Raw genomic sequence first — 25,000 nt, 5'->3', positions numbered from 1 at the left:
TCAGCGCTTGGAGCCCCAGATGCAGAGGTTGTTGCCCAGGGCGCTGAAGGTCATGACCATGCGGTGATCCTTGTCCCTGGGCAGCCGAGCGAAGACTCCCTGGTAGGTTACGGTCCCGTCTTCCTCCTTGAGGTCCATGGACAACCGTCCCTGGTCGTCGACCTGCCAGTGGCCCTGGCGCGCTCCGGTCACCTGGCCGCCGGGCTCCAGGCGAATGTCCACGGCCTTGACCACGCCCCGGTATCGGGTGCTGTGAGTGTCGGTCACCTTGCGCGGTCCCTTGAAGAAGATGGTCGGATCATGCTCCACCAGCTCATAGGTGCCGACCTCGTCCTTGGCGCTGTATAGGCCGCCGGCTTTGGTGCCCAGATACTCATAGGGGGCGGCTACCAGCCACCCGTCTGTTGTGGGCATCAACTGCCTGACACGGATTTGATGCTCCTCCTTGCGGTCGGAGAATCTGGTGTGGTAGACCACGTAGTCCCGTCCGTCCTTGTCGTGCAGAGCCGTGTTCCCGCCCTGCGAGACCTCGATGTCGCCCTTCTTGTCCCCGCTCCACTGGTAGGAGCCCATCAGGCGGATGCCTGTCTTGCTGGTCCAGTTGTCGGCCTCACCGCTGGTGGCAATGGCCGGGTTGCCCTGCTGGTCCAGGTAGGGGCCGGTGATGGAGTCCGAGCGGAACATCCGCATTTGGTAGCCTCCGGTCTGCACCAGCTTGCCGTAGGAGAGGAAGAGGTACCAGTGGCCGTTGGTGTGCAGCAGTGCCGATCCTTCGCCTGAGTTGCCGAATCCTCCGGCGAGTTTGTGCCCGTAGTAGGCGTCGGACTGGTTGGCCTGGGTGGGATAGGTGGTGGAGTAGTCGCGCAGCCCGGTCTTGGGGTCCAGGCGGATCATCCAGATGCCGCCGAACCAGGAGCCGAAGCTCATCCACAGGCCCCCCTGCCCGTCATCCTTGACACAGGCGTCAATCGCATTGATACCCGTATCCGTGTAGGACTGATAGCGGTCCAGCTTCGGGTCCGAGCCCAGCACCTTGGGAACATCGGTGCTCATGTAATTGGCCCGGGTGAAGCCGGAGTAGACCACCGGTCCCACATAAGTCCAGTCGCCGTCCACCCGGTCGGCAGTCAGCAGGACGATGACCGAACGATGTTCGGCCCCGTTCAGGCTCAGGTACATGCACCACTTCTTCATGGTGGCGTTGTAGTAGACGTCAGGCGCCCACATGTTGCCGGTCACGTCCGGATTGGAGGACTGCTTGGGCCAGTCCTTCCAAATCTTGGCAAAGATCTTCTTGTAATCGCTGCTCAGGTTGTTGGTGAAGGGGGTCCAATTGACCAGATCCGTGCTGCGGGCATAGGCCCGGTGCGAGCCGAAGACGTAGTAGCTCTTGCCGGAGCGAACCACGGAGGGGTCGTGGACCGAGACACGCTTGGGTTCCTGGGTGGTGGCGGTTTTTGTGCCGTTGGCTGACGGCTGCTGGTTCGAGCAGGCGCCCAGTGCCCCTGTCAGCAGCACCGCCAGACCCGCCGTCAGGGCAGTCAGGGCCTTCATGGCCCGTCCGGTGCGTTTGGGTCTTCTCATGGTTCCTCGCTTTCCGTGAAGACAGCCCGATCGACATCGATGACGACCCGCGGCGCATGACCGGCCTTGTGGCTCGGTTCGGATGAGCGAACAGCCCGGCCTCATCCATGCGGGCATCGGGCGTCGCGGACTGATCTCCATGTATAATTTCTATCGTTAGAAACGATAGTCGTCGGCGTTGAAGCCGGCAAGCCGAACGGAAGGAATCGTCATGGGTGAGGATGCTCTGGACGGTAGACGAGAATCTGGGGATGGGGTTGCACTCATGTGCTACACCCGGCATCCCACTGATCGGCAGGAGGCCAACAACGAGGATGTCGCCCTGAGCATGCACCTGGCCCTGCGTTCGCGGGCGACTGGCCATTGGGAGCCACTGAACGGCGACTACGGCATCTTCTTCGCTGCGGCTGTGCCCACCAAGGCAGTGCCGGATAGTGCCCGCGGGGCCTGCACGGCCGGGGCTGCCCTACCAGGCGAGGAGGCGCCGCAAGAGGATGAGCACAACCCTGGACTGGACGCTCACCAGGCATCTCAGGCGGCCCAGGAACTTGCGGTGGTCCCAGGGCAGGATCTGATCCTTAAGAGCCTGATCGACCCCTTCCTGCTGCCGCTGAAGGACGGCACCTTCGTAATTCTGGCCACTAGAGTGGCCAGGGGCGGCCAGTCGGACGGCTCCCAGGCTGACTCCTTCCTAATGGCTCTTTCACCTGATCTGCTGACCTATCGACGGCTGCCGCAGGTCCATATCCTGGGCGCTCATGGTGTCCACCGGCCCAGGGCGCGGCTTCTGAACGATGGCCAGGGCTGCCGGCTCTACTGGGACGACGACCTCGGGCGGCTGTGCACGGCCAGGGTGGACGACCCCATGCGGATGGGCATGGTGGCCGATATGAAGATCCTGGAGGATGGCGATCCCCTGGCCCAGGGTGACCCCCTGCCCCTGGATCGGCGGCGCGCCTTGGAGGAGGACTGCGGCATGAAGGGCATTCTGGTCGGCAATGTGGTGCTGGTCAGCCCCGATTGCGAGCGTGGCCTGCTGGAACGCTTCGGCCGCATCTACAACACCGGCGTGAAGGTGGATCCGATTCAGGTGTCCCGGGGCGACGGCCTGGAGTCCGTCCGACAAGCCCAGGCACGGCTCCTCTACAGCGACGGGTCCACCGCCCTGCGCGGGGTGGATTGGGACCAGAGTCAATTAGATCGCCTGGCCAATGATCTGGCCCAGGGTCGTCTTAATTCTGGAGAGACCAGGCTGATCGGCGGACGGGTGCGGCAGACGGCTTATCCGGTCCCCTTCGCCCGGCAGCGGGCCGATCCATCCATTTTCCGCTGGTCCTGGAGGGGTCAGCGCCTGTTCATGTTCATCGCCACCGAGGATGCGGATGGCAACTGCATCGACCCCTTGAACGGGCACACACACATGCCCCTGCGGGTGGCCGACACCATCGAGGGCCTGAGCGATCAGGCCGGCGGTCATGAAAATGAGGTGGATCTGCTGCGCAGGGGTGATCGCAACAGCGAAGGCCGAGTCATGACCGGCTGTTTCTGGGCCCCGGAGATTCACCTGATCGGCGGCAGGCTCTCCATCCTCTTCATGCCCTGCTTCGATGGTCCGCAGACCAATCCGGATGGGACCGCCAACGATCGAGCCGGAAAGCCGGACATGTGGACGGGCTGCTGCCACATCATGCAGCTGCGCCGCGACGACCAGGGCCGGGATCTGGACCCTCGCCAGCCTGAGAACTGGGACAGCCCCCGACCCATCCTGCGGGCTGAAGGCACCCCTCTCAACCCTATCCAGCGCATCAGCCTTGACATGACGGTCCTGCACGATACCGGCCGCTGGTATTACGCCTGGCAGCAGCTGGGTTCGGTCTGGATCGCCGCCTTCGACCCGGCCCGCCCCGACCGTCTGACCAGCACGCCGCGCCAGATCATCGTCCCCGAGTTCGCCTGGGACAACATGATTGCCGAGGGGCCCAACGCCGTGGTCCATGACGGTCGGATCTTCCTGATCTATTCCGGTTCCCTGGTGGGCATCGACTACACCACCGGACTGGTGACTGCACCGGCCGGAGTCGGCGCCGATCTATGCGATCCCGGCGTGTGGAAGAAGCTGGACTACCCATTGCAGAAGTCCGGGAAGTACAATGGCCATTGGCAGCTGGGCACCGGCCACGGCATGTGGTCCCAGGACGAGGACGGCACCATGATCTACGTCTTCCATAATGCCGAGCATGACCAGGACCGCTACCTTGGCCGCGACAGTCAGGTACGGCGGGTACATTGGTCTGCTAAGGGGATGCCCGTATTGGATATGCAAACGGATGAGGAGCTCGACCCCACCCGCGCCACGGTAACCTTGGAGGTCAGGGTCTTATGAGTTTAGCCGCTTCCCCCGGCACAGGACGTGGTTCCACCCCGACTATGAAGGACGTGGCCCAGGCTGCAGGAGTGTCGGTCAAGACGGTTTCCAATGTAGTCAATGACTACGAATTTGTCTCCGAGGCCACCAGAGGCAAGGTCAACAAGGCCATAGAGGAGCTGGGCTACCGGGTCAACGTACCGGCCAGAAATCTGCGGCTGGGCTACACGGGGATGATCTCCCTGGCCATACCTGATTTGACCATGCCCTACTTCGCACAGCTCTCCTCCCTGGTTATCGAAGAGGCCAAGAAACTTGGTATGAGGGTGCTGGTAGAGCCCACCCTCTACTCGCGCGAGGGTGAGATTGAGGCCCTGCACGGCTCCCAGCGATCCATGATCGACGGCCTCATCTACAGCCCGCTGGAGCTGGGCATGGACGACCTGGACCAGTTGCGGGTGGACTATCCCCTGGTGGTTGTGGGCGAGCGTATCTTCAGCGACCAATTCGATCATGTGGCCACGGAGAACGTGGAGGGTGCCAAGCACGCCACCGCTTATCTGATCAACACCGGCTGCCGTCGGGTGGCGGTCATCGGCACCCACCCCGGCGAGAAGCTGGGTTCGGCTGCCCTTCGCTTGGAGGGGTACAGACAAGGTCTGGAGGAGGCCGGCCTGGACTATGACCCCCGGCTGGTGGCCCCATCGCGCATGTGGCACCGTATCGACGGGGTCAACGCTATGAACTCTCTGTTGGACCAGGGCATCGTCCCCGACGGGGTGGTGGCCTTGAACGACATGCTGGCGGCAGGGGTTCTGCATTCCATACAAATGCACGGCATGTCGGTGCCGGACGACATCTCGGTCATCGGCTTCGACAATTCAGACGATTCCCAGTATCTGTCGCCTTCGTTGACCAGCATCTCGCCCGGGCTCAAGGCCGTGGCCAGGCTCTCGGTCCGTGTTCTCAAGGACAGGATCAACGGGGTGCAGCCGCTGAACACCAAAGAAAGCCAGCACGTCTTCCGCAAGGTGTCCTCCTCGCTGGTAGTCCGCAATTCAACCCGTGCCCTGCCCGGAAACGAAATCGCTGTCTGATTGTTGATCTTCTTTTTTTTCGGGTGTCCCGGGTTCCTTGATTTCTAACGTTGTAATATACTGAAGACGTTCTCGAATGATTTGAGGCGGCATTGGCGGACCATGGAGGCCGGCCGGTCGGAGCGCGGTCGCTCCGATGCCGATATGGAAAGGTGTGAACATGCGTCATCAATCGTCATCAGACGCAGGACGACGGAGCCGGGGAGGGGTTGCAGCGGCGGCCCTCGTGGGCATGATACTGGCGGGCGGCACAGTCGCTTCTCCAGCCTGGGCGGATCAGACCCAAGCGGGCGGCAGTGCCTCAACCGGGATGTCAGCCAGTCAGCCGCAGCCCCTGCTCGGCTATGATTTTTCAGCCCTTGCTCCAGGAGCCAAGGAGGCAAAAAATACAGTCTCAGGCTCATCCTTTGGCCCGGCCCGCATCATGGACGCCGATGGCCGGCCGGCCGGGGCGGTCAAGACCGACGATGCGCTCTTGTTCGATGGATCCGCCTATGTCAGGCTTCCCGATGACATACTGAGCGGACACGCCAGCGCCACGGTGTCCATCCGCGTGCGCAACGATCGGTTCAACGCCTCAGGTCCCTGGACCTACCTCTGGTCGCTAGGGGGGACCGGTCAGCAGGCCGTCGGCTCCTGGACAGCCTCCACCCACACATCCCTGTATACCTCCATCACTTCCAAGGCCAATGGCGAGGGCGAGACCTATCTGCCGGCATCCAAGAACCTGCCCGACGACCGCTTCTCCACGCTGACGGCCACCATCGACGGCAAGGACAACATGGTTCGCCTCTATATCAACGGTCTGCAGGTGGCTGAGGGCAAAGCCACGGTCAACCCCGCCGCCTTTGGCGACCACCGTCACAACGTAATCGGCCAGTCCCGATATCCCGGCATAGGTGACGCACTCTTCCATGGCGCAGTGCAGTCATTCGCCGTCTATCCGCAGGCCCTGAATGCCGATCAGATCGCTGCCACCCTGCCCTCGGAAGACCTGGTCGATCTGATCGACCAACAGGCCACATCACTGGCGGTCCCAGCCGCTGTGGACGGTGATTTCAACCTGCCGGTCTCTACCACTGTCGCCTCAGTGAGCTGGACCTCTTCGGCTCCCGAAACAGTCAGTGTCAATGCAGCCACCGGCAGGGCCCATGTGGTCCCTGGCAAGCGAGATGTCCCCATTACGCTGACGGCCCGGTTGCAAGCAACCAAGGCCTCGAAGTCCTCCCTGGACGCTAAAGCCATCCAGCATGACTACCGTCTTATTGTCAGGGGTACCTCCAAAGACGGTCAGGACGCCTACTCGCGCGTCTCCGTGCATGACCCTTCCGTGGTCAAGGCCGGAGGGCGCTACTACATCTTTGGCTCCCACCGGGCCTGGGCCCGCAGCGCCGACCTCAAGCATTGGGAGCCCTTCACCAATAATCTGAGCCGGGATTACCAGCGTATCCTGGATCCCATCTGGAAGGCATGGCCCAAGCAGGCCTCCAATCCTGATGTGACCGGCAACATGTGGGCGCCCGAGGTCTACTACAACGCCACCATGAAGAAGTGGTGCATGTACCTGAGCCTGAACGGGGGAGGGTTCCCCTTCCAGAAGTCGGTCATCGTCCTGCTGACCGCCGACGACATCGAGGGGGACTGGAGCCTGGTGGGCCCGGTGGTCTACTCCGGTTTCCAGAAGTCCAACGTGGCGGCCACCGACGTGCCCAAGGTGCTAGGCCCCAATGCCGATTTGTCACGCTACGCCAGCCTCACGGATACGGGTATCAATGCGATTGACGCCTGTGTCAAGGATGACGGGCAGGGGGGCCTGTGGATGAGCTTCGGCTCCTGGTTCGGGGGCATCTGGATGATCCGCCTGGACCCCAAGACCGGCCTGCGCGACTATTCCGCCACCTATCCCACCCAGGCCAACCAGTCCGACGCCTACTACGGGCACAAACTCGCCGGAGGCTTCGGCAACTCAGGCGAAGGCACCGCCCTGGTCCATCAGGGCGACTGGTGGTATCTGATGCTTTCTTACGGCGGACTCGGGCAGACCGGAGGCTACCAGATGCGTGAATTCCGTTCCCGTTCCATCACCGGCCCCTACCTGGATCAGAATAGCAAGCCGGCAGTCTATGGGCGTGCAATGAATGATCTGGATGTCAATCGGGGTCTGCGGATCGACTCCTCCTTCGCCCAGCCCGGACAGGACCAGGTGCTGACCTCCCAGGGAGGCAACGCACTGTTGATTGACGAAGATCGCGTCTTCAACGTCTACCACACTCGCTTCGTGCGCGCTGACGGCAACCTGGAAGAGCACCAGGTCCGGGTCAAGCAGATGGTGCAGACCCCTGACGGCTGGTTGGTCATGACACCCTTCGAATACCGGGATTCGGTAGGTAGGGTCGCCTCCAGCCAAGTGGTCGGCGACTACCAGGTGGTGGTCCATGACCCGGTCCATTACTATGCGGGTTCTGGCTTGTCCAGCCCGACCATCTATCGGTCGGTGTCAGTGAGCCTGCTGGCCGGCGGTCGGCTGGGCGGCCAGGTGCAGGGTTCCTGGACGGCGACCGGCGGCGACCTGACCATAAAGGTGGACTCGGCGGATCCGGGCACTTTGTTGCACGGCGTCTATCGGGCCAGGCTGGGCCGACAGCTTGATGAGCAAGGCCATCCGGTCGTCTTCTTCTCAGGGCTGGGCGGCGATGTCTTCACCGATGCAGGTGCCGATGTCTCCAAGGCAGCAGGTGCCGCAGCCGTCTGGGGTACGCGTCCCCTGACCGATGCCAAGGTTCATGAGGATGCCGATGGTGGTAACGGTCATGTGACTGTTCCTGCCGCGGACTCCACTCCTGCACCTGCAGGTCGGTCCGGCAAGGGAGGCAAGACCGGTCGTCTGCCCTCGACTGGATCGGCCCTGTCGGCTCCCGTCGCAGTTGCATCTGCGGCTCTTGTCTTGGGTCTGGGCGCACTGGTGTTCACTACCATTCGCCGAGCCCGAGGCTGAACCCGAACGAGCCGCTACCGAAGCCGCCCTTCGCCTTCGACTTGATTGCCTGGCGAAGGGTGAGCAGTCCAATAATATTCAACGTTGTATATTGGTCATACAGACCAGTACCTTCGTCTTCGTGATAGGAACACATGATGAGCGCATACCACAATCCTCTGGTACTCCAGCGGGCCGATCCTTGGGTCATCAGGCACAGGGACCTCTACTATTTCACTGCATCCTACCCGGCCTATGACAGGATCATCCTGCGTGCCGCCGCCAGGCTGAATGACCTGCAGGCCGCACCTGAGCGCACCATCTGGCGCAAGCACGAGTCCGGTCCCATGAGCAGGTACATTTGGGCGCCAGAACTCCACCAGATCAACGGGACCTGGTACATCTACTTCGCGGCCGCCGAGGAGGACTTCGGTTCTGCTGATCTGCCCACCCACCGCATGTATGTGCTGGAGAATACCGGCGAAGACCCCATGGATGGCGAGTGGACCGAGAAGGGGCAGATCCACACCCCGATCGATTCCTTCTCCCTGGATGCCACCACAACGGTGATCGGGGGCAGTCAGTACCTGATCTGGGCCCAGAAGGATCCGGCCATCGCGGGCAATTCCAATCTCTACATCGCTCGCATGGCCAACCCTTGGACGCTGGCCACTGATCCTGTCATGCTCTCCAAGCCCGAATACGACTGGGAATGCATTGATTTCAAGGTCAACGAGGGGCCAGCCGTCCTGCTTCACCAGGGCATGATCTACCTGACCTACTCGGCCTCGGGAACCGGGGTCCCTTACGCAGTGGGCATGTTGACCGCCCGTGAGGATGCCGATCTGCTGGACCCGGCCTCCTGGACCAAGAGCGATCATCCCGTCTTCAAAACGGCAGAGGAGAACCATCAGTATGGCCCCGGCCACAACTGCTTCACAGTCAGCGAGGACGGCAGCCAGGATCTGATTGTCTATCATGCCCGCAACTACACTCAAATCGAAGGGGACCCCCTCTTCGATCCCAACCGGCATGCCAGGGTCGGACTGATCACTTGGACCAACCACGGCCCGGACTTCGGACGGCCCCTGCCTGACGACCGGTGGACTCCGACAAGCCGTCAGATTCTGCCTCCCGACGGCAGTCATTGAGCGGCATTGCCGGGCCATGCCCGACACGCTTGTACATCGTTGGAGAAGCGAGTATTATATAATTTGCAACGTTAGAAAGATGTCGGTTTACAAAGGCGTGGGCTACGTTCACGTATCTGGGAGCGTGACCAAGCGATGCAAGCCATTGGACCAGATGGGCAGGACATGGTTGTTCCGGCCGTCATCGGTTCCTTTGTAACCGTTGCTTGATGTCGAAAGGACAGAGACAATGAAGGCAATCAGAAAGGCTGCGGTAGCCGCGATCGCGCTCGCCACGCTCAGCACCGTGGGGCTCTCGGCCTGCGGTTCTGGCAGTGGAGGCAAGGATGCCAAGGGCAAGGACGGCGTTACCAACATCGTCATGTGGCACGGATTCTCCGAGGCCGATGGCAAGACTCTGAAGAAGATCGTCGAGAACTTCAACAAGTCCCAGAAGAAGTACCATATCGACGCCCAGCTGCAGCCCTGGAGCACCATCGGCGAGACCATGGTCACCAAGGTCACCTCGGGCGATGGCCCCGACTTCGTCACCACCGGCGCCGACAATGGCCAGGGCTGGTCCATTGACGGCACCTTCCAGTGCGTGCAGGACTTCTATGACGATCCCTCCAACGAGACCAAGAACTATCTGCCCAACGTGACCAAGCAGACCGAGTTCACCATTGACGGCAAGAAGCAGCAGTGCGCGGTCCCCATGGGCTACGCGCCCACCACAGTCTGGTACAACACCGATATGTGGAAGGCCGCCGGCCTGACCGATCAGGACTATCCCAAGACATGGGACCAGCTCCTGGATGTGGCCAAGAAGCTGACCAAGGGTGACGGTTCCCAGTACGGTATGGCCCTGTCCGACTCCGGATGGGCGGCCTTCATGAAGGGCAACGGCACTGGTCTATACGACACCAAGGGCAAGGTCACTATCAACTCCGAGCAGAACAAGGCCTTCCTGCAGAAGATGCGCGAGTTCTACAAGGGTGGTTACTCCAAGACCGGCATGGATGACACCGCTGCACGCGAGTCCTTCGAGTCCGGCCAGTCGGCCATGGTCATCGTCGGCCCCTGGGAGGATCAGGCAGCCACCGACAAGGGCATCAAGCACGATCTGTTCCCCGTACCCAACGGAGACGGCACCTATGTCTATCCCGATGGCAGGAAGGGCTCCAACACCGGTTCAACCGGTCTGTATTGGTGGGTCACTTCGCAGGTCAAGGACGAGGCCAAGAAGAAGGGTATCTATGCCTTCTTCAAGTACTACAACAACCATGACAATCAGGTCATGTGGTCTCTGGGGTCCGCCTATCCGCCGAACAACAAGACCGTGACCACCGAAGAGCTCTCCAAGCGCCCCCTGATCGCCAAGGTCTCCGAGAATACGGACAACTCCTACATCGGCATTGCCGGCCTCAAGGGCGGCTTCGGTGATATCTCGGCCACCCTGGATTCGGTGACCCAGAACACCGCCCGCACCGACGATGACATTTCCGCCTCGCTGTCCAAAGCCTCCAACAAGATCCAGAAGTATCTGGACGAGTACAAGGCTGAGGACTGATTGACCATCCGCCCCTGAGGAATCGGTCTGGCGGCCAGTAGCGCCGCCGGCCGGTCCCCTCATGGCTGACCGTCGCCTGGGCCCGGCGTCCGGGCGACACTTTGGAGTACCTATGTCCACTACCACTGGGATCCCACCCGCGCAGGGCGCCGACGCGGTCATCAAGGACAACAAGAAAACCCTTTCCAGGCGCAATATTCGAATCGGGTTGAGCTTTATAGCACCGGCCCTGATTGTCCTGTCGGTCTTCGTTTTTTACCCGACCATCAAGACCTTCTTCACCTCGCTGACTACAGACCGCATCAACCGTAAAGGCATCTTTGTCGGTCTGCACAACTACGCCGAGCTTTTCACCAATGCGGACTTCTGGACCGACTTCCGCAACACGGTCATCTATGCGGTCGCCTACGCACCACTGGTGGTCATCGTCGCCCTGGCCTTCGCCCTGTTGCTCAACCGCAAGGACATCAAGGGGGTCGGCTTCTTCCGCACCTGCCTGTTCATGCCCTACATCATTTCGCTGACTGTGGCCTCCATCGCCTGGAGCTTCATCCTCTCGCCCTCCCTGGGTCTTATACCCTACTGGGGCAAGGTGCTCTTCGGCATCCAGCACATGGATCTGCTGGGGACCAAGTCCACGGCCTTGGCCACCATCATCTTCATCACCGTTTGGAAGAACTTCGGCTATTTCATGGTCATCTTCCTGGCCGGCCTGCAGGGGATCAACCCGGACCTGTACGAGGCGGCCTCCCTGGATGGGGCCAACGCCTGGCAGCGTTTCCTGCACATCACCCTGCCCGGGCTGATGCCCACCTTCAACTACGTGGTCATCTTCGGACTGATCGGATCCTTCCAGGTCTTCGATCAGGTCTTCATTCTGACTTCCGGAGGCCCCGACCGTGCCACGGAGACCATCGTCTACCGTATCTATACCGAAGCCTTCGGCAACGGCAAGATGGGCTATGCATCGGCCCTGTCCTATGTCCTGCTGATCATGACGCTGATCATCGGCGTTATCCAGCTGGTCTGGAACAACAAGCATGAGAAGGAGGAAATCGGATGAGCCAGTCGACTCCTACCGCGATCGAGCACGATAAGCTGCTCAGGAGGGCCCATGCGCGACACATGGTGGCCAGGGTACTGACCTACTTCCTGCTGATCCTGATGACGGTAATCATCATCTTCCCGCTGCTGATTGTGCTGATTACCTCCTTCACGCCCAACAAGCTGACCCAGACCTGGCCGCCCAAGGTGATTCCCTCCTCATTCACGCTGGACAACTACACCTCGCTCTTCCAGCGGATGCCCATCGGCAAGCAGCTGATGAACACAGTAATTTTCGCCGGAGCAGTGACGGTCTTCTCGGTCTTCTTCGACTCCCTGGCCGCCTACGGGCTTTCCAGGATCGACTTCAAGGGGCGTGGCTTCCTGCTGGGAATCCTGATCGCCACCATGATGATCCCCGGCATGGCCCTGCTGATCCCGGTCTACAAGCTGCTGGCAAGCATGGGCCTGGTCAACTCCTACTGGGGCATCATCATCCCCAGGCTGGCTGATGTGGGCGGCATCTTCCTGATGCGGCAGTTCTTCATCTCCTTGCCCAAGGATCTGGACAACGCAGCTCGCATTGACGGTGCCGGCGAGTTCCGCATCTTCTGGCAGATCATCCTGCCCAACGCCAAGTCCTCGGTGCTGGTGGTGACCATGTTCAACTTCATGGGCAACTGGAACGATCTGCTCTGGCCCTTGATTATGACCAGCCGCCCGGAGACCAGGACCATCACCGCCGGTCTGGCTATGCTGACCGGGCACGGCTCCTCGGTCACGCCCTATGGCGTGGTCATGGCGGGCGCCCTGATCTCGGCGCTGCCCCTGCTGATCATCTTCTTCTTCATTCAGAAGAGCTTCGTGCAGGGCATCGCTATGACAGGCATTAAGTGACCGACAAGGCCGACATCATCGGCACCAGGTACAGGGCCCGTTGAGGGGTGGGCCGCTGTGCCTGGTGCCCAAGGGGCCGACGGAGGATGACCACCTCCGTCGGCCCCTTGTTCATTCTGGATTTAGACTGGGCTGGTGAGCGTCGCGGATGGGGAGGTCAGGCATGGATGAGCATCAGGGCGATCGGTATGGGCTTAGCTCCGATCAAGAGGATGCCCTGGGGGTTCTGGCATCGGCGGATCCCCACGCCGGACAGTCCAAATGGACCATCTTCAGGCAATTGCCGCCGGCCAAGCGCTGGCCCTACTTCGCCCAGCACTTCCTTCCTGGTGTTCTGGCCGCTGGTCTGGTACTGGCCCTGCTGATCGGCTTGGTCGTCACCAGACTGACCAGGCCGCCGGACCCGCTTATTTCAGTTCAGGGCTTCAACATGAGCGCCCATGAGGAGGGATTCGATCGCCTCAAACAGGGATTTATGCGCGACCAGGGAATCAAGGATGGTCGGCTGGTCGATATGGAGGCGACCTTGACGCTCAATGGTCAGGGCTACGACGATTCGGCCAAGGCCCTGACCCGGGTCACTGCAGGCCAGATCAACATGGTGATCGCCCCCGCGGGCCTCTTTCCGACTCTGTGCAAACGCGGGCTGGTGGCTAAGCCCTCGCAGGGGTTGAAGGGCGGCGACCTTCGGCGGTTGGCCAGCCAAGGCGTGCTGGTGGATTCCAAGGGCCGGCAGGTATCGAACCCGTCCCATGCCATGGGTCTGGATCTCTCCCGATCATGGCGCTGGAAACAGGTGCCCGGTTTGCCCAAGCATGCCATCCTGGGGCTGAGCAACATAGCCGACACCGTATCCTACGTCCGGGCCTTCGTTGACTATATGGATTTCGACTGAGTCTCCGGGTCCCTTTGAACCGTGTTTGTGGCATGGATTCCCAGGGTGGATTCTCGCTCCAGCAGATGGTAGCCCACAATCACTCTGCGAGGGGTTCGGGCTGAATCTTCCTGACCTTCCTGCTGACCGACATGATCCAGCATCATGGAGATGGCCATCCGCGCCATCTCAGTGAAATCCACTGCAACGGTGGTCAGGGTGGGAACAGAGTAGGCGCCCGGTTCAATCCCATCGAAGCCGGTGACCGCGACATCCTCAGGTACCCGCAGTCCGCATTCAGCCAAGCCGCGGATGACGCCAAGGGCTAAGGCGTCATTCATGCAACAGAGGGCATCATAGGGCATGCCTTGGCGAGCCAGGGCATGTGCCGTCCGTCGTCCGGCCGGGGTGGACCAGTCACAGCTGACCAGAGCCTGGGAGGTATCCATGCCCAGGTCCTGCATGGTGTCCAGAGCCTGCCGGTAGCGGTTCCGCCGCAAGGTCACGCTCAGGGCATGGCTGGCGCTCAGGGCTCCCTGATGGCCGCCCACCACGCCGATTCTCCGGCGCCCGCAGGCATGCAGATGGCGTATGGCGGCGGTCATCCCGTCCCTGCTGGGAGTCTCGATGGAGTCGTAGCAGGCCTGGTTCTGCACGCTCATATCGTCGAAGAGCAGGACCGGGAGCCCGTTGGCCACCTGCTGGATTTCCCGGGCGCTGTTGTGAGTGGAGCAGACGAAGAGCCCATCGCACATGGAGGAGCGTAGCTCCTGAATCTGGCGGAGTTCCTTGGCCTTGTCATACTGGCTGACCTGAATGATTAGCTTCAGGTTCCTGGCGAAGAGCCGGTTGGACAGGGAATTGGCCAGCCTGGCGTAGTAGCCGTTTTCCAAGTCCGGCACAATCAAGGTAAAGATGCCTGACCTGCCCGAGCGCAGGGCACGGGCGGATACGTTGGTGGAGTAGTGGAGCCGCTGGGCCTGTCTGATGACCTTGCGGCGTGTAAGCGGTTTGACGATGTCCATGCCGCGCAGGGCCGCCGAGGCTGTCGATGGGGATACGCCTGCGGCATCCGCCACATCCTTGAGTGTTACCACCGCTTCGCCTCCTTGCGAACTTGACCAGGAACCGACGGGTCAAGTCTGGTCCCACAGGTCGACCTGCCTATCGAATCGTTGCAATAATTCTATGTCCATCACCTGCCGAACGCGCCCACAACAGCGATGATTTGACAAGGAGGCAGCGAGAAATGCATAATCAAATCGTTACGATTCCTATGGGATGACGACAGGTTTCACCCTCTGCAAGTATGCAAAGACGTATGCGTAGGCAAAGCAGCCGGGGTCCTGTAGACCCGATCCGCTTGCCAGGCCTTTCAAGGGCCGGGAATGGAGAAGGAGACTGATGATGACAACCAAGGCAACCATGATGAAGGGCCTGGCCGCGCTGTCGGCACTGGCCATGGCGGGCACTCTCGCCGCCTGTGGCGGGGGGGGGGCTCCTCCACCGATGACAAGGGACGGCCCATAGTCAAGATTCTGGTGGTGAAAAACTCCAACGAAACCAAGATGGCCGACATGACCTGGGCCAAGGAGCTGGCCGCCGACTGCGACTGCTCCATCCAGTGGCACGAAGTCAGCGATGACGCCTGGGGGCAGCAGAAGAATGCCTCGCTGGCTGCTGGCGAGATCGACGATCTGAACATCAGGGCTTTCAATCCGGACGATGCCGTCCGCAATCCTTCAGCCTTCGAGACCTTGGGAGATGACCTGGACAAGCTCCCCAATGTCAAGCGCTTCTTCAAGGAGCAGCCCACAGCCCGCAAGTTCGTCACTGTAGACGGCAAGGTCCGTGTCCTGCCATCCAGCCGCACCAAGGGGTTCCTGGCCTCGGGGCAGCATCTGATGATCAACCGCGTCTGGCTTGAGAAGCTGGGGCTCAAGGCCCCCACCACCTGGGACGAGATGCGTACGGTCATGGAGGCCTTCAAAACCCGCGATCCCAACGGCAACGGCAAGGCCGACGAGATCGCCTTCAACCCGCGGGAACTGGTCACCGGCAAGATCGGGGACTGGTGGAGCCCCTTCCTGATGATGAATTCGACCGGCATCGTCACCCATTTCAACTCCGGACCCTCGCAGCAGGGGATCTATCTTCGCGACGGCAAGGTCGGCAACTGGATGCAGACCGACCAGTTCCGTCAGGTCATCGCCTTCTACCGTGAGATGGTCGAGAAGGGATGGGCCCCCTCTGACTGGGTCACAGCCAAGGACGACAAGTACAACGCCCGCAACCAATCTGACGGGCAGACCGCCAAGGTAGGCATGGTCTTCGGCTGGGACGACTCTGCCTTCGGATCCTACGGGTCGGCCATGGCCCAGCAGTATGAGAGCATCCCGGTGCCTGCGGCCGACGGGGTCTCCGCTGACAAGGTGGTCTGGGACGGCTCACGCGAGGCCAACCGCTTCGAGGACTACCACATGGCCATGTCCGCCAATGCGACCAACAAGGATGCCGCGTTGAAGGTCATCAACCTGCTTTATTCCGAAAAGTACTCCGTCCAGCAGCTCTACGGCTCCTTGACCGATAAGTACCTTGAGAAGACCGGCCCGCACGCCTACCGGGTCACCGACAAGTTCCACCAGGCCCAGGATGCGGCCAAGATTCCGGCCCTGGAAGACCGGCTGGCCGGCTGGATTCCTGATGCGGTCACCGTTGAGGGCGACCGGGGTATGGACCATGTGGCTGCCGTAGACAAGGCCTATGAGGAGCAGTATAAGCACTACGACCATGAGCGGGACATGATGCCTATTTATGTGCGTATCAGCGAGGCGGATCAGAACACCGTGGCCAACAACAACACCGCCCTGTTCAACTACGCCGTGCCCGTGGTCTCCAACTGGCTGGCCAAGGGGGGCGTCCAGGATGATGCCGCCTGGAAGGACTTCCAGAGCAATCTGAAGAAGTATCAGATCGAAAAGAACACCGCGATTTGGCAGAAGGCCTACGACAAGGCCATCAAGATCAAATAAGCCGATTGGCGCGGATAGGGGTCCGGCGGTCGGTTCTGCAGGATGGCCGGTCGCCGGCTCCTCTGGCAAGGAGGTTGAAGGTGCGTACGGACAAGGAAACGATTGAGCGCGGTAGCGACGCGCAGGTGGTGGATAACGACAAGGTCCGGAAAACCTGGCCTCTGCGTAGGCGGCTGGCCTGGCATTTCCGACGATACTGGCAGCTCTGGCTCATGGCCCTGCCGGCCCTGGGCTTCACCCTGCTCTTCGCCTACGTGCCCATGTACGGCATCCAGCTGGCCTTCAGGGACTTTGTTCCCGCCAAGGGGCTGACCGGTGGCCGATGGGTGGGGCTGCAGTACTTCAGGCAGTTCTTCCAGTCGCCCCTCTTTGCCTCCACCATGATCAACACCTTCAAGATCAGCCTGGGAACGCTGGTCCTGGGGTTCATCACCCCTATCATTCTGGCCCTGCTGATCAACCAGATCGGCTCGCAGCGGATCAAGGGATTCGCGCAGACCATCACCTACATGCCCCATTTCATCTCCACCGTGGTCATCGTGGCCATGCTCAACATCTTCCTGACGCCCAATACCGGGCTGATCGGTCGCTTCCTGGGCAAGGACAACGTCCTGGACAGCCCCGGTGCCGTGGCGCCCATCTACTGGATCAGCGAGGTCTGGCAGCACTGCGGATGGAACGCCATCATCTATCTGGCGGCCCTGAGCTCGGTGGACCTGTCCCTTTACGAGGCTGCCAAGATGGACGGGGCAGGCCGGCTGCAGCTGATCAGGTATGTGGACCTGCCCACCATCATGCCCACCTGCGTGGTCCTGCTGATCATGAACATGGGCTCGGTCCTGTCCGTGGGCTTCGAAAAGGTCTGGCTGATGCAGAACGCCATGAACCTGCCGGGTTCCGAGGTCATATCCACCTATACCTTCAAGATCGGCATCCAATCCTTCCAATTCAGCTACGGAACGGCCATAGGCCTGTTCAACACGGTCATCAACTTCATCTTCCTGGTCGCGGCCAACTGGATATCCAAGCGGGTCACCGACACCAGCATCTTCTGATTGTGCAGGATAAGGAGCGTCATCATGACTAGCGGCAACGTCGCGCAACCGGCACCCAAGGCGGACCCTGGGGCCATCCCGTGGAACAAGCACACCAGACAGCAGCTGAAGCCGGGGGATATGGCCGTCGACATCGTCATCGCCCTGCTTCTGGCCGTCATTCTTCTGGCGGTCATCTACCCGCTTTGGTTCATCGTGGTCGCATCCCTGTCCGATCAAGGGGCGGTCTCCTCTGGGCGGGTCACGCTCTGGCCCGTGGGCTTCACGCTGGCCGGCTACCAGAGGGTTTTCCAGGATGCCCGCATCTGGACCGGCTATGGAAATACGGTCCTGTACGCCGTCCTGGGTACAGCTCTGAACCTGGTGGTCACCATGCCTGCGGCCTTCGCCCTGTCACGCCTGGAGTTCAAGCCCCGCAGGGTGCTGCTCTTCCTGTTCACCTTCACCATGTACTTCGCCGGCGGGCTCATCCCCAACTACCTGCTCTACAAGCAACTGGGCCTGCTCAACAGCATGTGGGTCTTCATCCTGCCTGGCGCCCTGAGCGTCTGGAACCTGATCATCGCCCGTTCGTTCTTTGAGACCTCCATACCCGAGGACCTGCATGATGCGGCGCGGATCGACGGACTGGGCTACTTCGGCTACTTCATGAAGATCGTCATCCCCCTAAGCTCGGCCATCATCGCCGTCATCGGCCTTTACTACTTCGTGGGCCACTGGAACGACTACTTCACCGGTCTGATCTACATCCGCCAGGAGGCCAAGGAGCCTCTGCAGAACGTCCTCCAGTCCATTCTGCTGGCCAACCAGACCAACCAGATGGGCAGCGGCAACGGCGGCCAGAACGTCCTGCAGCAGCAACAGCTGGCTGACCAGATCAAGTATGGCGTCATCATCGTATCCACCCTGCCCCTGCTGATTATCTACCCCTTCCTGCAAAAATACTTCAACAAGGGTGTCATGATCGGCGCGGTCAAGGGATGAGACCATGAGCCTCATACCGGGTGTGCAGCTAGTCAGGCGGGCGGATGGGTCTGTGGCCCAGTTGCACGCTCTTGGCATGCTGAAGGATGGCAGCCGCTGGCTGGCCTATGGCGAGATCAAGACCGGGGGTAGCCGGTTCGGGGGAATCTGCTGCTATGCCACCGAGGACTTCGTTCACTGGCGCGACCTGGGTTGTGCTCTGCCAGTGGGGGCATCGGGTGGGATGACCTCTCCGGAGCGGATCGTGGAGCGCCCCCGGGTCCTGCGCTGTCCGGCCAATGGTCTCTATGTCATGTACCTGCATGTGGACGGCGAGGGGGATTATCGTTACGCCCATGTGGGCACGGCTGTCAGCGAGCGGCCCGAGGGACCCTTCCGGCCTCTTTCAACAATGCGGTTTGGCATGAATGCCAGCCGTGACATCTTCGCCTTTCAGGACTGGGATGTCAGCGGGTATCTGGTCTCCGAGGACCGGGATCAGGGAACACACATCTACCGGCTCTCAAGGGACTACCTGTCTCTGGTGGAGGATCTGGTCTGTCTGCGTGGACAGGACGGCCGCTTCGGCTATGAATCCCCCATCCTCCTGCACCGGGGCGACTGGTACTACTGGTTTGGTTCGCAGTTGACCGGCTGGGATTGCAATGACAACATGGTGTCTGTTTCGCGGGACCTGCGTGGGCCATGGAGCCCGTGGAAGCCTGTGGCGCCTCTGGGGACGCAGACCTACCAGTCGCAGTGCGACGCCATCGTGCCCCTGTCGGAGGATTCGGCCCTGCCCTGCCTGTACATCGGAGATCGGTGGCGGCCGGATCATCTGGGCGAATCCCCTTTGGTCACCCTGCCCATATTGATCGACGAGGGTTGCGTTCGTCTGCTCTGGCGGGAACAATGGAATCCAGAAAAGGGGTGGCGATGAAGCGCTTCGCAGTGGGATACGAGTTCCTATGCCGAATCATCATGATGATATTCGTGGTCCATGTGGCCTTTCTGGCCCACACTCTGCTGGGACTTGTCCTGATTGGATTCTTCCCTTCCATGGCGGCCACCTGCACCACGTACCGGACCTGGCTGCTGGACCTGAAAGACCGCTCATGGACGGTCAAGCAGACCTGGATGACCTTCCACCGGGCCTGGCGCTCAGAGCTGGCTGCGGCCAACCGCTTCGGATGGCCCCAGTTCCTGGTCTGGGCACTCCTGATCTGGGAGTACTGGCTGACCATGACCAATGACATGGGCACCCTGACACCGGTGGTCTCCGGCCTGCTCCTTCTGCTCAACCTGCTGTACGGGCTCTTCGTCCTTCTCAGCTGGCCGGTGCGGTCCAACTTCGACGAGGGCCCCCTCTGGGCGGCCCGGACCGCCCTGTCCATGGTGGTGGGGCGTCCCCTCTGCTCGCTGATGGTCTTGGTCCTGCTTATGATCACGGGCTGGGCCTACTACACCTGGCCGGGTCTGGCCGTGACCTTCGGCCTGGCCGTGCCGCTCTTTGCAGACATGGCCGCTGTTTATTCCTGGGGACGGCTGCCGGGCATGGATGTCCATGTGCTCGAACCCGCCAAGAAGCGGGTCAGCGGGTCAGGGTCCGCTTCAAAATCCGATACTCGCTCTCGGTGATGGGCATGATGGATCCGTGGCGTTTGGTCAGTCGGCCAAAGTCCATGTCGTTGACCAAAGTCCAGTCCTGTTGCTGCCTGGACGACAGATCGGCCGAGCGGAAGGGCAGATAGCCCCGGCCCTCGAGGAATTGGTCGCAGATCAGACCGAAAGGCATGGCCCTGCCGTCGGGTCCGGCAGCATCGGCATCGTTGTAGAGGAAGAGCTCGGGGCCCTCCAGATAACGCGAGGAGTAGCGCCCTTGGCCGAAGATGTCGGTCAGATTGGATAGGTAGGACCAGGCCTGGTCGTCGTCCGTGCGTACCAGCTCATGGGTGACCGCATAGGGGTTGCGCGTGCGCTCCAGGGTGATCTGGTCATCCTTGGAGGCCCGGTACCACCAGCCGTCGGGCGCCTTGAGCATGGTTGTGTCGATGATCCCGTTGCTGCGGTCGATCCACTTGACCGGGCGGGAGAAGGTGATCAGGTCAGCACTGGTGGCGTAGTACATGTTGATGCCGTCACCCAGCTCGTTGGCCAGGTCGGCTGCAGCCGGGTCTTCAGCACTGTCGGCGGCAGCCGTGGCCCAGAAGACTATCCATTGCTCCCTGTCGGCATCCCAGCAGGCCTCCGGAGCCCAGGCCATGCCGGCCTTGGGAATGGCCGAGGCCACATCCACCAGACGGGGCCTGCCCCAGTGGGCCAGGTCAGGCGAATCCCAGATGACCAGGCCGGTGGATCCGTTCACGGTGGTCCTGCCCTCCTGCCAGCCGCCCCTGTGGTAGACGGACAGATCAGTCGCGATGATGTGGAAGAGGCCGTCTGGCCCCCGGACGATATAGGGGTCGCGCACGCCGCCCTCGCCCTCGCTCCAGGTCAGCACCGGGTCTCCCTGGGCCCGCAGGTCATGCCAGTGCAGGCCGTCGCGGCTGAGGGCGAAGTAGAGCTGCTCATCCGTCTCAGCCTGTTCATGGCCGGTGAAGTGGACGAAGAGGTAGGCGCTGGTCGCCTCGAATGAGGGCTGCCAATCCGTAGACATGTTCCACCTTTCCTGCTTTCGGCAAAGATACTGCGGCGGCGGGGGACTGGCAGGGACAGATGGCGGGCGCTTCTTCGCTCTTCCGTTCCGGTCGTTCCAGGGCCGTCATGGGCGATTCTAGCTGCCGACCTTCCTTTTGACAGAGCCGGCCGTCCGGGCGGGTCGCACATTGGGTCGTATGGGTTCCTAGACTGTGGACCATGAGCAAGCATCATCGCGACCGTAGCTGGGCTCCCGACCCCGAGCCGCTGCCCGCAGGCACTGGAGTCATCGACGATCACACCCACATGGCCTCTGTGGTCCCCTTCGCCCAGGAGATGGACCGGCAGGCCAGGGAGCGCGGGCAGGACCCGGTCCCCGTCCGCACGGTCGACCAGCAGCTGGCAAGGGCTCGGGCCGTGGGCGTGGTCGGAGCCATCGACGTGGGCTGCGAACTGCCCCACCTGCAGACGGCTGTGGACCTGGCCCTGGCCCATCCTGGGGTGGTTCACGCGGCTCTGGCCATCCATCCCAATGAGGCTGTCCTGCACGGCCATCGAGGGGTGCCGGGACCGGACGGACTGCCACTGAAATATCAGCCCTGGCATGAGGTCCCCTTCGAGCAGGCGCTTGAGGAGGTCACCCGCCTGGCTCGCGCATATCCCGACCAGGTGGTGGCCATCGGGGAGACGGGCATGGACCTCTACCGGACCGGTCAGGAGGCTGAAGAGATCCAGCGGCAGGCCTTCCGGGACCACATCGCCCTAGCTAAGGAACTGGATCTGCCCATGCAGATCCACGACCGCGACGCCCACCGGCAGGTCATTGAGACCCTGCTGGAGGATGGCGCTCCCGAGCGCACGATCTTCCACTCCTATTCAGGGGATGCGCAGATGGCTCAGGTGGCCGCCGAGCACGGTTGGTATCTGAGTTTTTCCGGGACGGTCTCCTACAAGGGCAACGAGGGAATCCGCCAGGCCCTGTCCGTAGTCGGCATGGATCACATCATGGTGGAGACCGATGCGCCCTATCTGAGCCCCATGCCCTACCGGGGGCGTACCAACTCCCCCTACATGATTCCCTACACCCTGCGAGCCATGGCCGATGCCCTGGACTGCCCCCTGGAACAGGTGGCCCGAGCGACAGCAGCCACCACGCGACGGGTTTACGGCTTGTGAGGGATGTCCGACAGACGCTGCCGGGCGGGATTAAGCTATTGGTGTGTCGCGGTCTGAATCGCCCCTGCCGAGTGTGGGGGGAGAGTGCTACGGTTGTCGTCGCACGTGTGCGCGAACAGCAACATACGGCACCCAGAAGTAGATGAGTGAAGGCTTTGGCCGATGGAGGGCTCTATGGCGGATGAGCGGCATGAGATGGCGGCTCAGGATGATGGCAGGGGCGCTGACGAACCACCCCGGTTATCCGGCGAAAAAGCGGCGAAGTCGACTGCGGCCTCTCGTAAGGGTCGGTTGACGAAAGAATCGATACTTCCCCCGGAGAGTTTCACCAAGGCCCCAAAGATCTCGGCCAAATCCCGCACGCGCGAGGAGGAGAACGAGCTCAAGCGGGTCCGGCGCGAGGCCCAGCGGGCGGCCCAGCGTCGTCGCACTCCGCCAAAGGGTCCTTTGGGCCGCTGGTGGCGGCGGGTACAGTCCTCACCTGACAGGATCAGCCTGGGCATGTGCATCGTGGCTCTGGGCGTGGTCTACGGCGACATCGGCACCTCGCCCCTGTACACCATGCAGGCCTTTGTGGCCGGGCAGGGCGGCATGGCCCGTGTGGACAGGGCGGCCGTGTTGGGCATGCTCTCGCTGGTCTTCTGGTCCATCACGCTGATCACCACGGTCAAATACGTCCTGGTGGCCATGCGTATCGACAACAAGGGCGAGGGTGGCATCTTCGCCCTGTACACCCTGGTCCGGCACTATGGCAAATGGCTGGCCATCCCTGCCATGGTCGGCGGCGCAGCCTTCCTGGCTGATTCGGTGCTGACTCCGGCGGTCTCCATATCCTCGGCAGTCGAAGGCCTCAAGACCATCCCTGTGCTGACTCCGATCTTCCGTGAAAACGGAAATCTGACCATGGTCATCACCTTCGTGATCATCCTTATCCTGTTTGCGGTCCAGTCGCGCGGAACCGAGCGGATCGGCAAGGTCTTCGGCAGCGTGGTCATGGTCTGGTTCGCCTTCCTGGCCCTGATCGGCATCTACTGCATCGGCAACGACTGGTCCATCTTCGAGGCGCTGAACCCGGTCTACGGGATTCGCTTCCTCTTCAGCCCGCAGAATCCGGTGGGCCTGACCATCATGGGCACCGTCTTCCTGTCGACCACGGGAGCCGAGGCACTCTACTCCGACATGGGCCACGTGGGCCGCGGCAACATCTACGCCACCTGGCCCTTCATCAACGTCGCCCTGGTCTTCAATTACTTCGGCCAGGGGGCCTGGATCCTGCGCAACAGCGACAATAAGGCCCTGCAGGGCGTAGACGGGCTCAACCCCTTCTTCCAGATGATGCCCACCACCGTGCGCTACGTGGCGGTGCTTCTGTCGGTGACTGCTGGCGTCATCGCCTCGCAGGCCCTGATAACGGGCGCCTTCACCATGGTCTCGGAGGCCACCGGCCTCAACTGGATGCCCCACCTGCAGGTGCGCTATCCGGCGCGTACTCGCGGCCAGCTTTACATCCCCACCATCAACTGGGTCCTGTGCGCGGCCACGCTGACTGTGCTGGCCATCTTCAAGGATTCCGAGCACATCTCGGCCGCCTACGGGCTGGCCCTGACGGTGACCATGATCACCACTACCGTCCTGCTGGCCGACTACATCTGGCACGACGGCAAGCGGGCGCTCTCCCTGCTCTTCGCCCTGGTCTTCCTGGCCATCCAGATCCTCTTCTTCATGGCCTCCATGGCCAAGTTCATGCACGGCGGCTGGTTCACCATGCTGCTGACCGCGGCCATCCTCTACATCATGTACACCTGGGATGTGGGCACCAAGGTGGAGCGCTCGCAGCGTCGGCATATGACGGCCAAGGAGTGCCTGCCCGCCCTGGAGATGCTCCATAACGACTTCCGTGTCCCCTACTATGCAGACAACCTGGTCTATCTGACCTCGGACGCGGAGATGCGGCGGCTGGACACCGACATCTTCTTCTCCATCTTCGCCAACCGGCCCAAGCGTGCCCGGGCCTGGTGGGCGGTCTCGGTCCAGACCACGGACGCTCCCTACACGCGCAAGTATTCGGTGGAGAACTTCGGCACCAACTACCTCTTCCGCGTGCGCATGAGGCTGGGCTTCAAGGTGGACCAGAATGTGGCCACCTATCTGCACCAGATCATGCACGAGCTGATCGATAGCGGCGAACTGCCCAAGCAGCCCTCCATCTACCCCAAGGTGGACGAGGATCCGCAGATCGGCACAGTCACCTATGTGCTGGTCCACAAGGCCCTGATGCCCGAGTCCAAGATTGATTCCCGGGGCGCCTTCTCGCTGAAGGTCAAGTACGCCATTCGCAAGGTGGCTGGCTCGCCGATCAAGTGGTTCGGTCTGGCTCCCTACAACCCCATCGTGGAGGTGCAGCCCCTGTTCGTCTCCACCCGGGCGGTTCCCAAGCTGACGCGAGTGGTCCTGCCCTCCCGCAAGATGAAGGGCGGCAAGCACCACAAGGACTGAGTGAGTGGAATCTCACCCTGTGGATCCTGGCCCAAATCGGGTCCGGGCCATAGAATTGACGGCATGGAACCTGGTGCCCGGCCTTTCCGGGCTACCGTCGAAAGGT

At 61.5% G+C, this 25,000-nt stretch carries 18 protein-coding genes; 15 read left to right on the top strand and 3 right to left on the bottom strand.

Features of this window, described 5'->3' with window-relative positions; genetic code table 11:
* The gene (locus H3T93_RS07865; protein WP_144178220.1) at nt 1–1,584 is read right to left on the bottom strand and encodes a glycoside hydrolase family 43 protein; all 1,584 of its coding nucleotides are present in this window, start codon (nt 1,582–1,584) and stop codon (nt 1–3) included.
* A gap of 211 nt (nt 1,585–1,795) precedes the next feature.
* Here H3T93_RS07865 and H3T93_RS07860 point away from each other — a divergent pair, with 211 nt between their 5' ends.
* The 8 genes from H3T93_RS07860 (at nt 1,796) to H3T93_RS07825 (ending at nt 13,556) form a co-directional block, all read left to right on the top strand.
* Nucleotides 1,796–3,967 carry a family 43 glycosylhydrolase gene (locus tag H3T93_RS07860; RefSeq protein ID WP_144178219.1) on the top strand — a complete coding sequence of 724 codons (2,172 nt, stop codon included), beginning with the start codon at nt 1,796–1,798 and terminating at the stop codon, nt 3,965–3,967.
* Complete coding sequence (locus H3T93_RS07855; protein WP_046322303.1) at nt 3,964–5,046, top strand: LacI family DNA-binding transcriptional regulator; 1,083 nt, start codon at nt 3,964–3,966, stop codon at nt 5,044–5,046. Before H3T93_RS07860 ends, H3T93_RS07855 begins: the two co-directional genes overlap by 4 nt.
* A 160-nt stretch (nt 5,047–5,206) precedes the next feature.
* Nucleotides 5,207–8,041, top strand: coding sequence for a family 43 glycosylhydrolase (locus tag H3T93_RS07850; protein ID WP_186363972.1), 2,835 nt, complete (start codon nt 5,207–5,209; stop codon nt 8,039–8,041).
* Nucleotides 8,042–8,178: 137 nt separating this feature from the next.
* Nucleotides 8,179–9,171 (top strand): glycoside hydrolase family 43 protein, encoded by a 993-nt coding sequence (locus H3T93_RS07845; RefSeq protein WP_144178287.1) that lies wholly within the window; start codon nt 8,179–8,181, stop codon nt 9,169–9,171.
* 229 nt (nt 9,172–9,400) lie between these two features.
* Complete coding sequence (locus tag H3T93_RS07840) at nt 9,401–10,720, top strand: ABC transporter substrate-binding protein (protein WP_046322308.1); 1,320 nt, start codon at nt 9,401–9,403, stop codon at nt 10,718–10,720.
* 112 nt (nt 10,721–10,832) lie between these two features.
* The gene (locus H3T93_RS07835) at nt 10,833–11,783 is read left to right on the top strand and encodes a carbohydrate ABC transporter permease (protein ID WP_046322309.1); all 951 of its coding nucleotides are present in this window, start codon (nt 10,833–10,835) and stop codon (nt 11,781–11,783) included.
* Nucleotides 11,780–12,661: a carbohydrate ABC transporter permease gene (locus H3T93_RS07830; protein WP_144178217.1), complete on the top strand. Its 882-nt coding sequence runs from the start codon at nt 11,780–11,782 to the stop codon at nt 12,659–12,661. The genes H3T93_RS07835 and H3T93_RS07830 overlap by 4 nt, the downstream gene beginning before the upstream one ends.
* Nucleotides 12,662–12,824: 163 nt before the next feature.
* Nucleotides 12,825–13,556, top strand: coding sequence for a hypothetical protein (locus tag H3T93_RS07825; protein WP_144178216.1), 732 nt, complete (start codon nt 12,825–12,827; stop codon nt 13,554–13,556).
* On the opposite strand, the gene H3T93_RS07820 is transcribed toward H3T93_RS07825, so the two are convergent.
* The gene (locus tag H3T93_RS07820; protein ID WP_144178215.1) at nt 13,538–14,632 is read right to left on the bottom strand and encodes a LacI family DNA-binding transcriptional regulator; all 1,095 of its coding nucleotides are present in this window, start codon (nt 14,630–14,632) and stop codon (nt 13,538–13,540) included. The genes H3T93_RS07825 and H3T93_RS07820 overlap by 19 nt on opposite strands.
* 291 nt (nt 14,633–14,923) lie before the next feature.
* Here H3T93_RS07820 and H3T93_RS07815 point away from each other — a divergent pair, with 291 nt between their 5' ends.
* The 5 genes from H3T93_RS07815 (at nt 14,924) to H3T93_RS07795 (ending at nt 20,223) form a co-directional block, all read left to right on the top strand.
* Entirely contained in the window at nt 14,924–16,567 is a 1,644-nt protein-coding gene (locus tag H3T93_RS07815; protein ID WP_232348760.1) for an extracellular solute-binding protein, read from the top strand.
* Between the two features lie 125 nt (nt 16,568–16,692).
* Complete coding sequence (locus tag H3T93_RS07810; RefSeq protein WP_233439353.1) at nt 16,693–17,622, top strand: ABC transporter permease; 930 nt, start codon at nt 16,693–16,695, stop codon at nt 17,620–17,622.
* Between the two features lie 24 nt (nt 17,623–17,646).
* Nucleotides 17,647–18,606: a carbohydrate ABC transporter permease gene (locus H3T93_RS07805; protein WP_144178213.1), complete on the top strand. Its 960-nt coding sequence runs from the start codon at nt 17,647–17,649 to the stop codon at nt 18,604–18,606.
* Nucleotides 18,607–18,610: 4 nt separating this feature from the next.
* Nucleotides 18,611–19,525 carry a family 43 glycosylhydrolase gene (locus H3T93_RS07800; RefSeq protein ID WP_144178211.1) on the top strand — a complete coding sequence of 305 codons (915 nt, stop codon included), beginning with the start codon at nt 18,611–18,613 and terminating at the stop codon, nt 19,523–19,525.
* Nucleotides 19,522–20,223, top strand: coding sequence for a YesL family protein (locus H3T93_RS07795; protein ID WP_144178209.1), 702 nt, complete (start codon nt 19,522–19,524; stop codon nt 20,221–20,223). The genes H3T93_RS07800 and H3T93_RS07795 overlap by 4 nt, the downstream gene beginning before the upstream one ends.
* Here H3T93_RS07795 and H3T93_RS07790 read toward each other — a convergent pair.
* Nucleotides 20,177–21,241, bottom strand: coding sequence for a glycoside hydrolase family 43 protein (locus H3T93_RS07790; protein ID WP_144178207.1), 1,065 nt, complete (start codon nt 21,239–21,241; stop codon nt 20,177–20,179). The two genes, H3T93_RS07795 and H3T93_RS07790, sit on opposite strands and share 47 nt — an antisense overlap.
* Nucleotides 21,242–21,441: 200 nt before the next feature.
* On the opposite strand from H3T93_RS07790, the gene H3T93_RS07785 reads away from it, so the two are divergent.
* The gene (locus H3T93_RS07785; protein WP_144178205.1) at nt 21,442–22,398 is read left to right on the top strand and encodes a TatD family hydrolase; all 957 of its coding nucleotides are present in this window, start codon (nt 21,442–21,444) and stop codon (nt 22,396–22,398) included.
* A gap of 174 nt (nt 22,399–22,572) precedes the next feature.
* A complete protein-coding gene (locus H3T93_RS07780; protein ID WP_411675005.1) occupies nt 22,573–24,894 on the top strand; it encodes a KUP/HAK/KT family potassium transporter in 2,322 nt (773 codons plus the stop codon).
* The last annotated feature ends 106 nt before the right edge of the window (nt 24,895–25,000 follow it).

The sequence above is a fragment of the Bifidobacterium sp. M0404 genome, from assembly GCF_016101415.1.
In the GTDB taxonomy this organism is placed as follows: domain Bacteria; phylum Actinomycetota; class Actinomycetes; order Actinomycetales; family Bifidobacteriaceae; genus Bombiscardovia; species Bombiscardovia polysaccharolytica.
The sequence above is the reverse complement of the archived record's forward strand: the minus strand, read 5'-3'. Positions and strand labels throughout refer to the sequence as shown.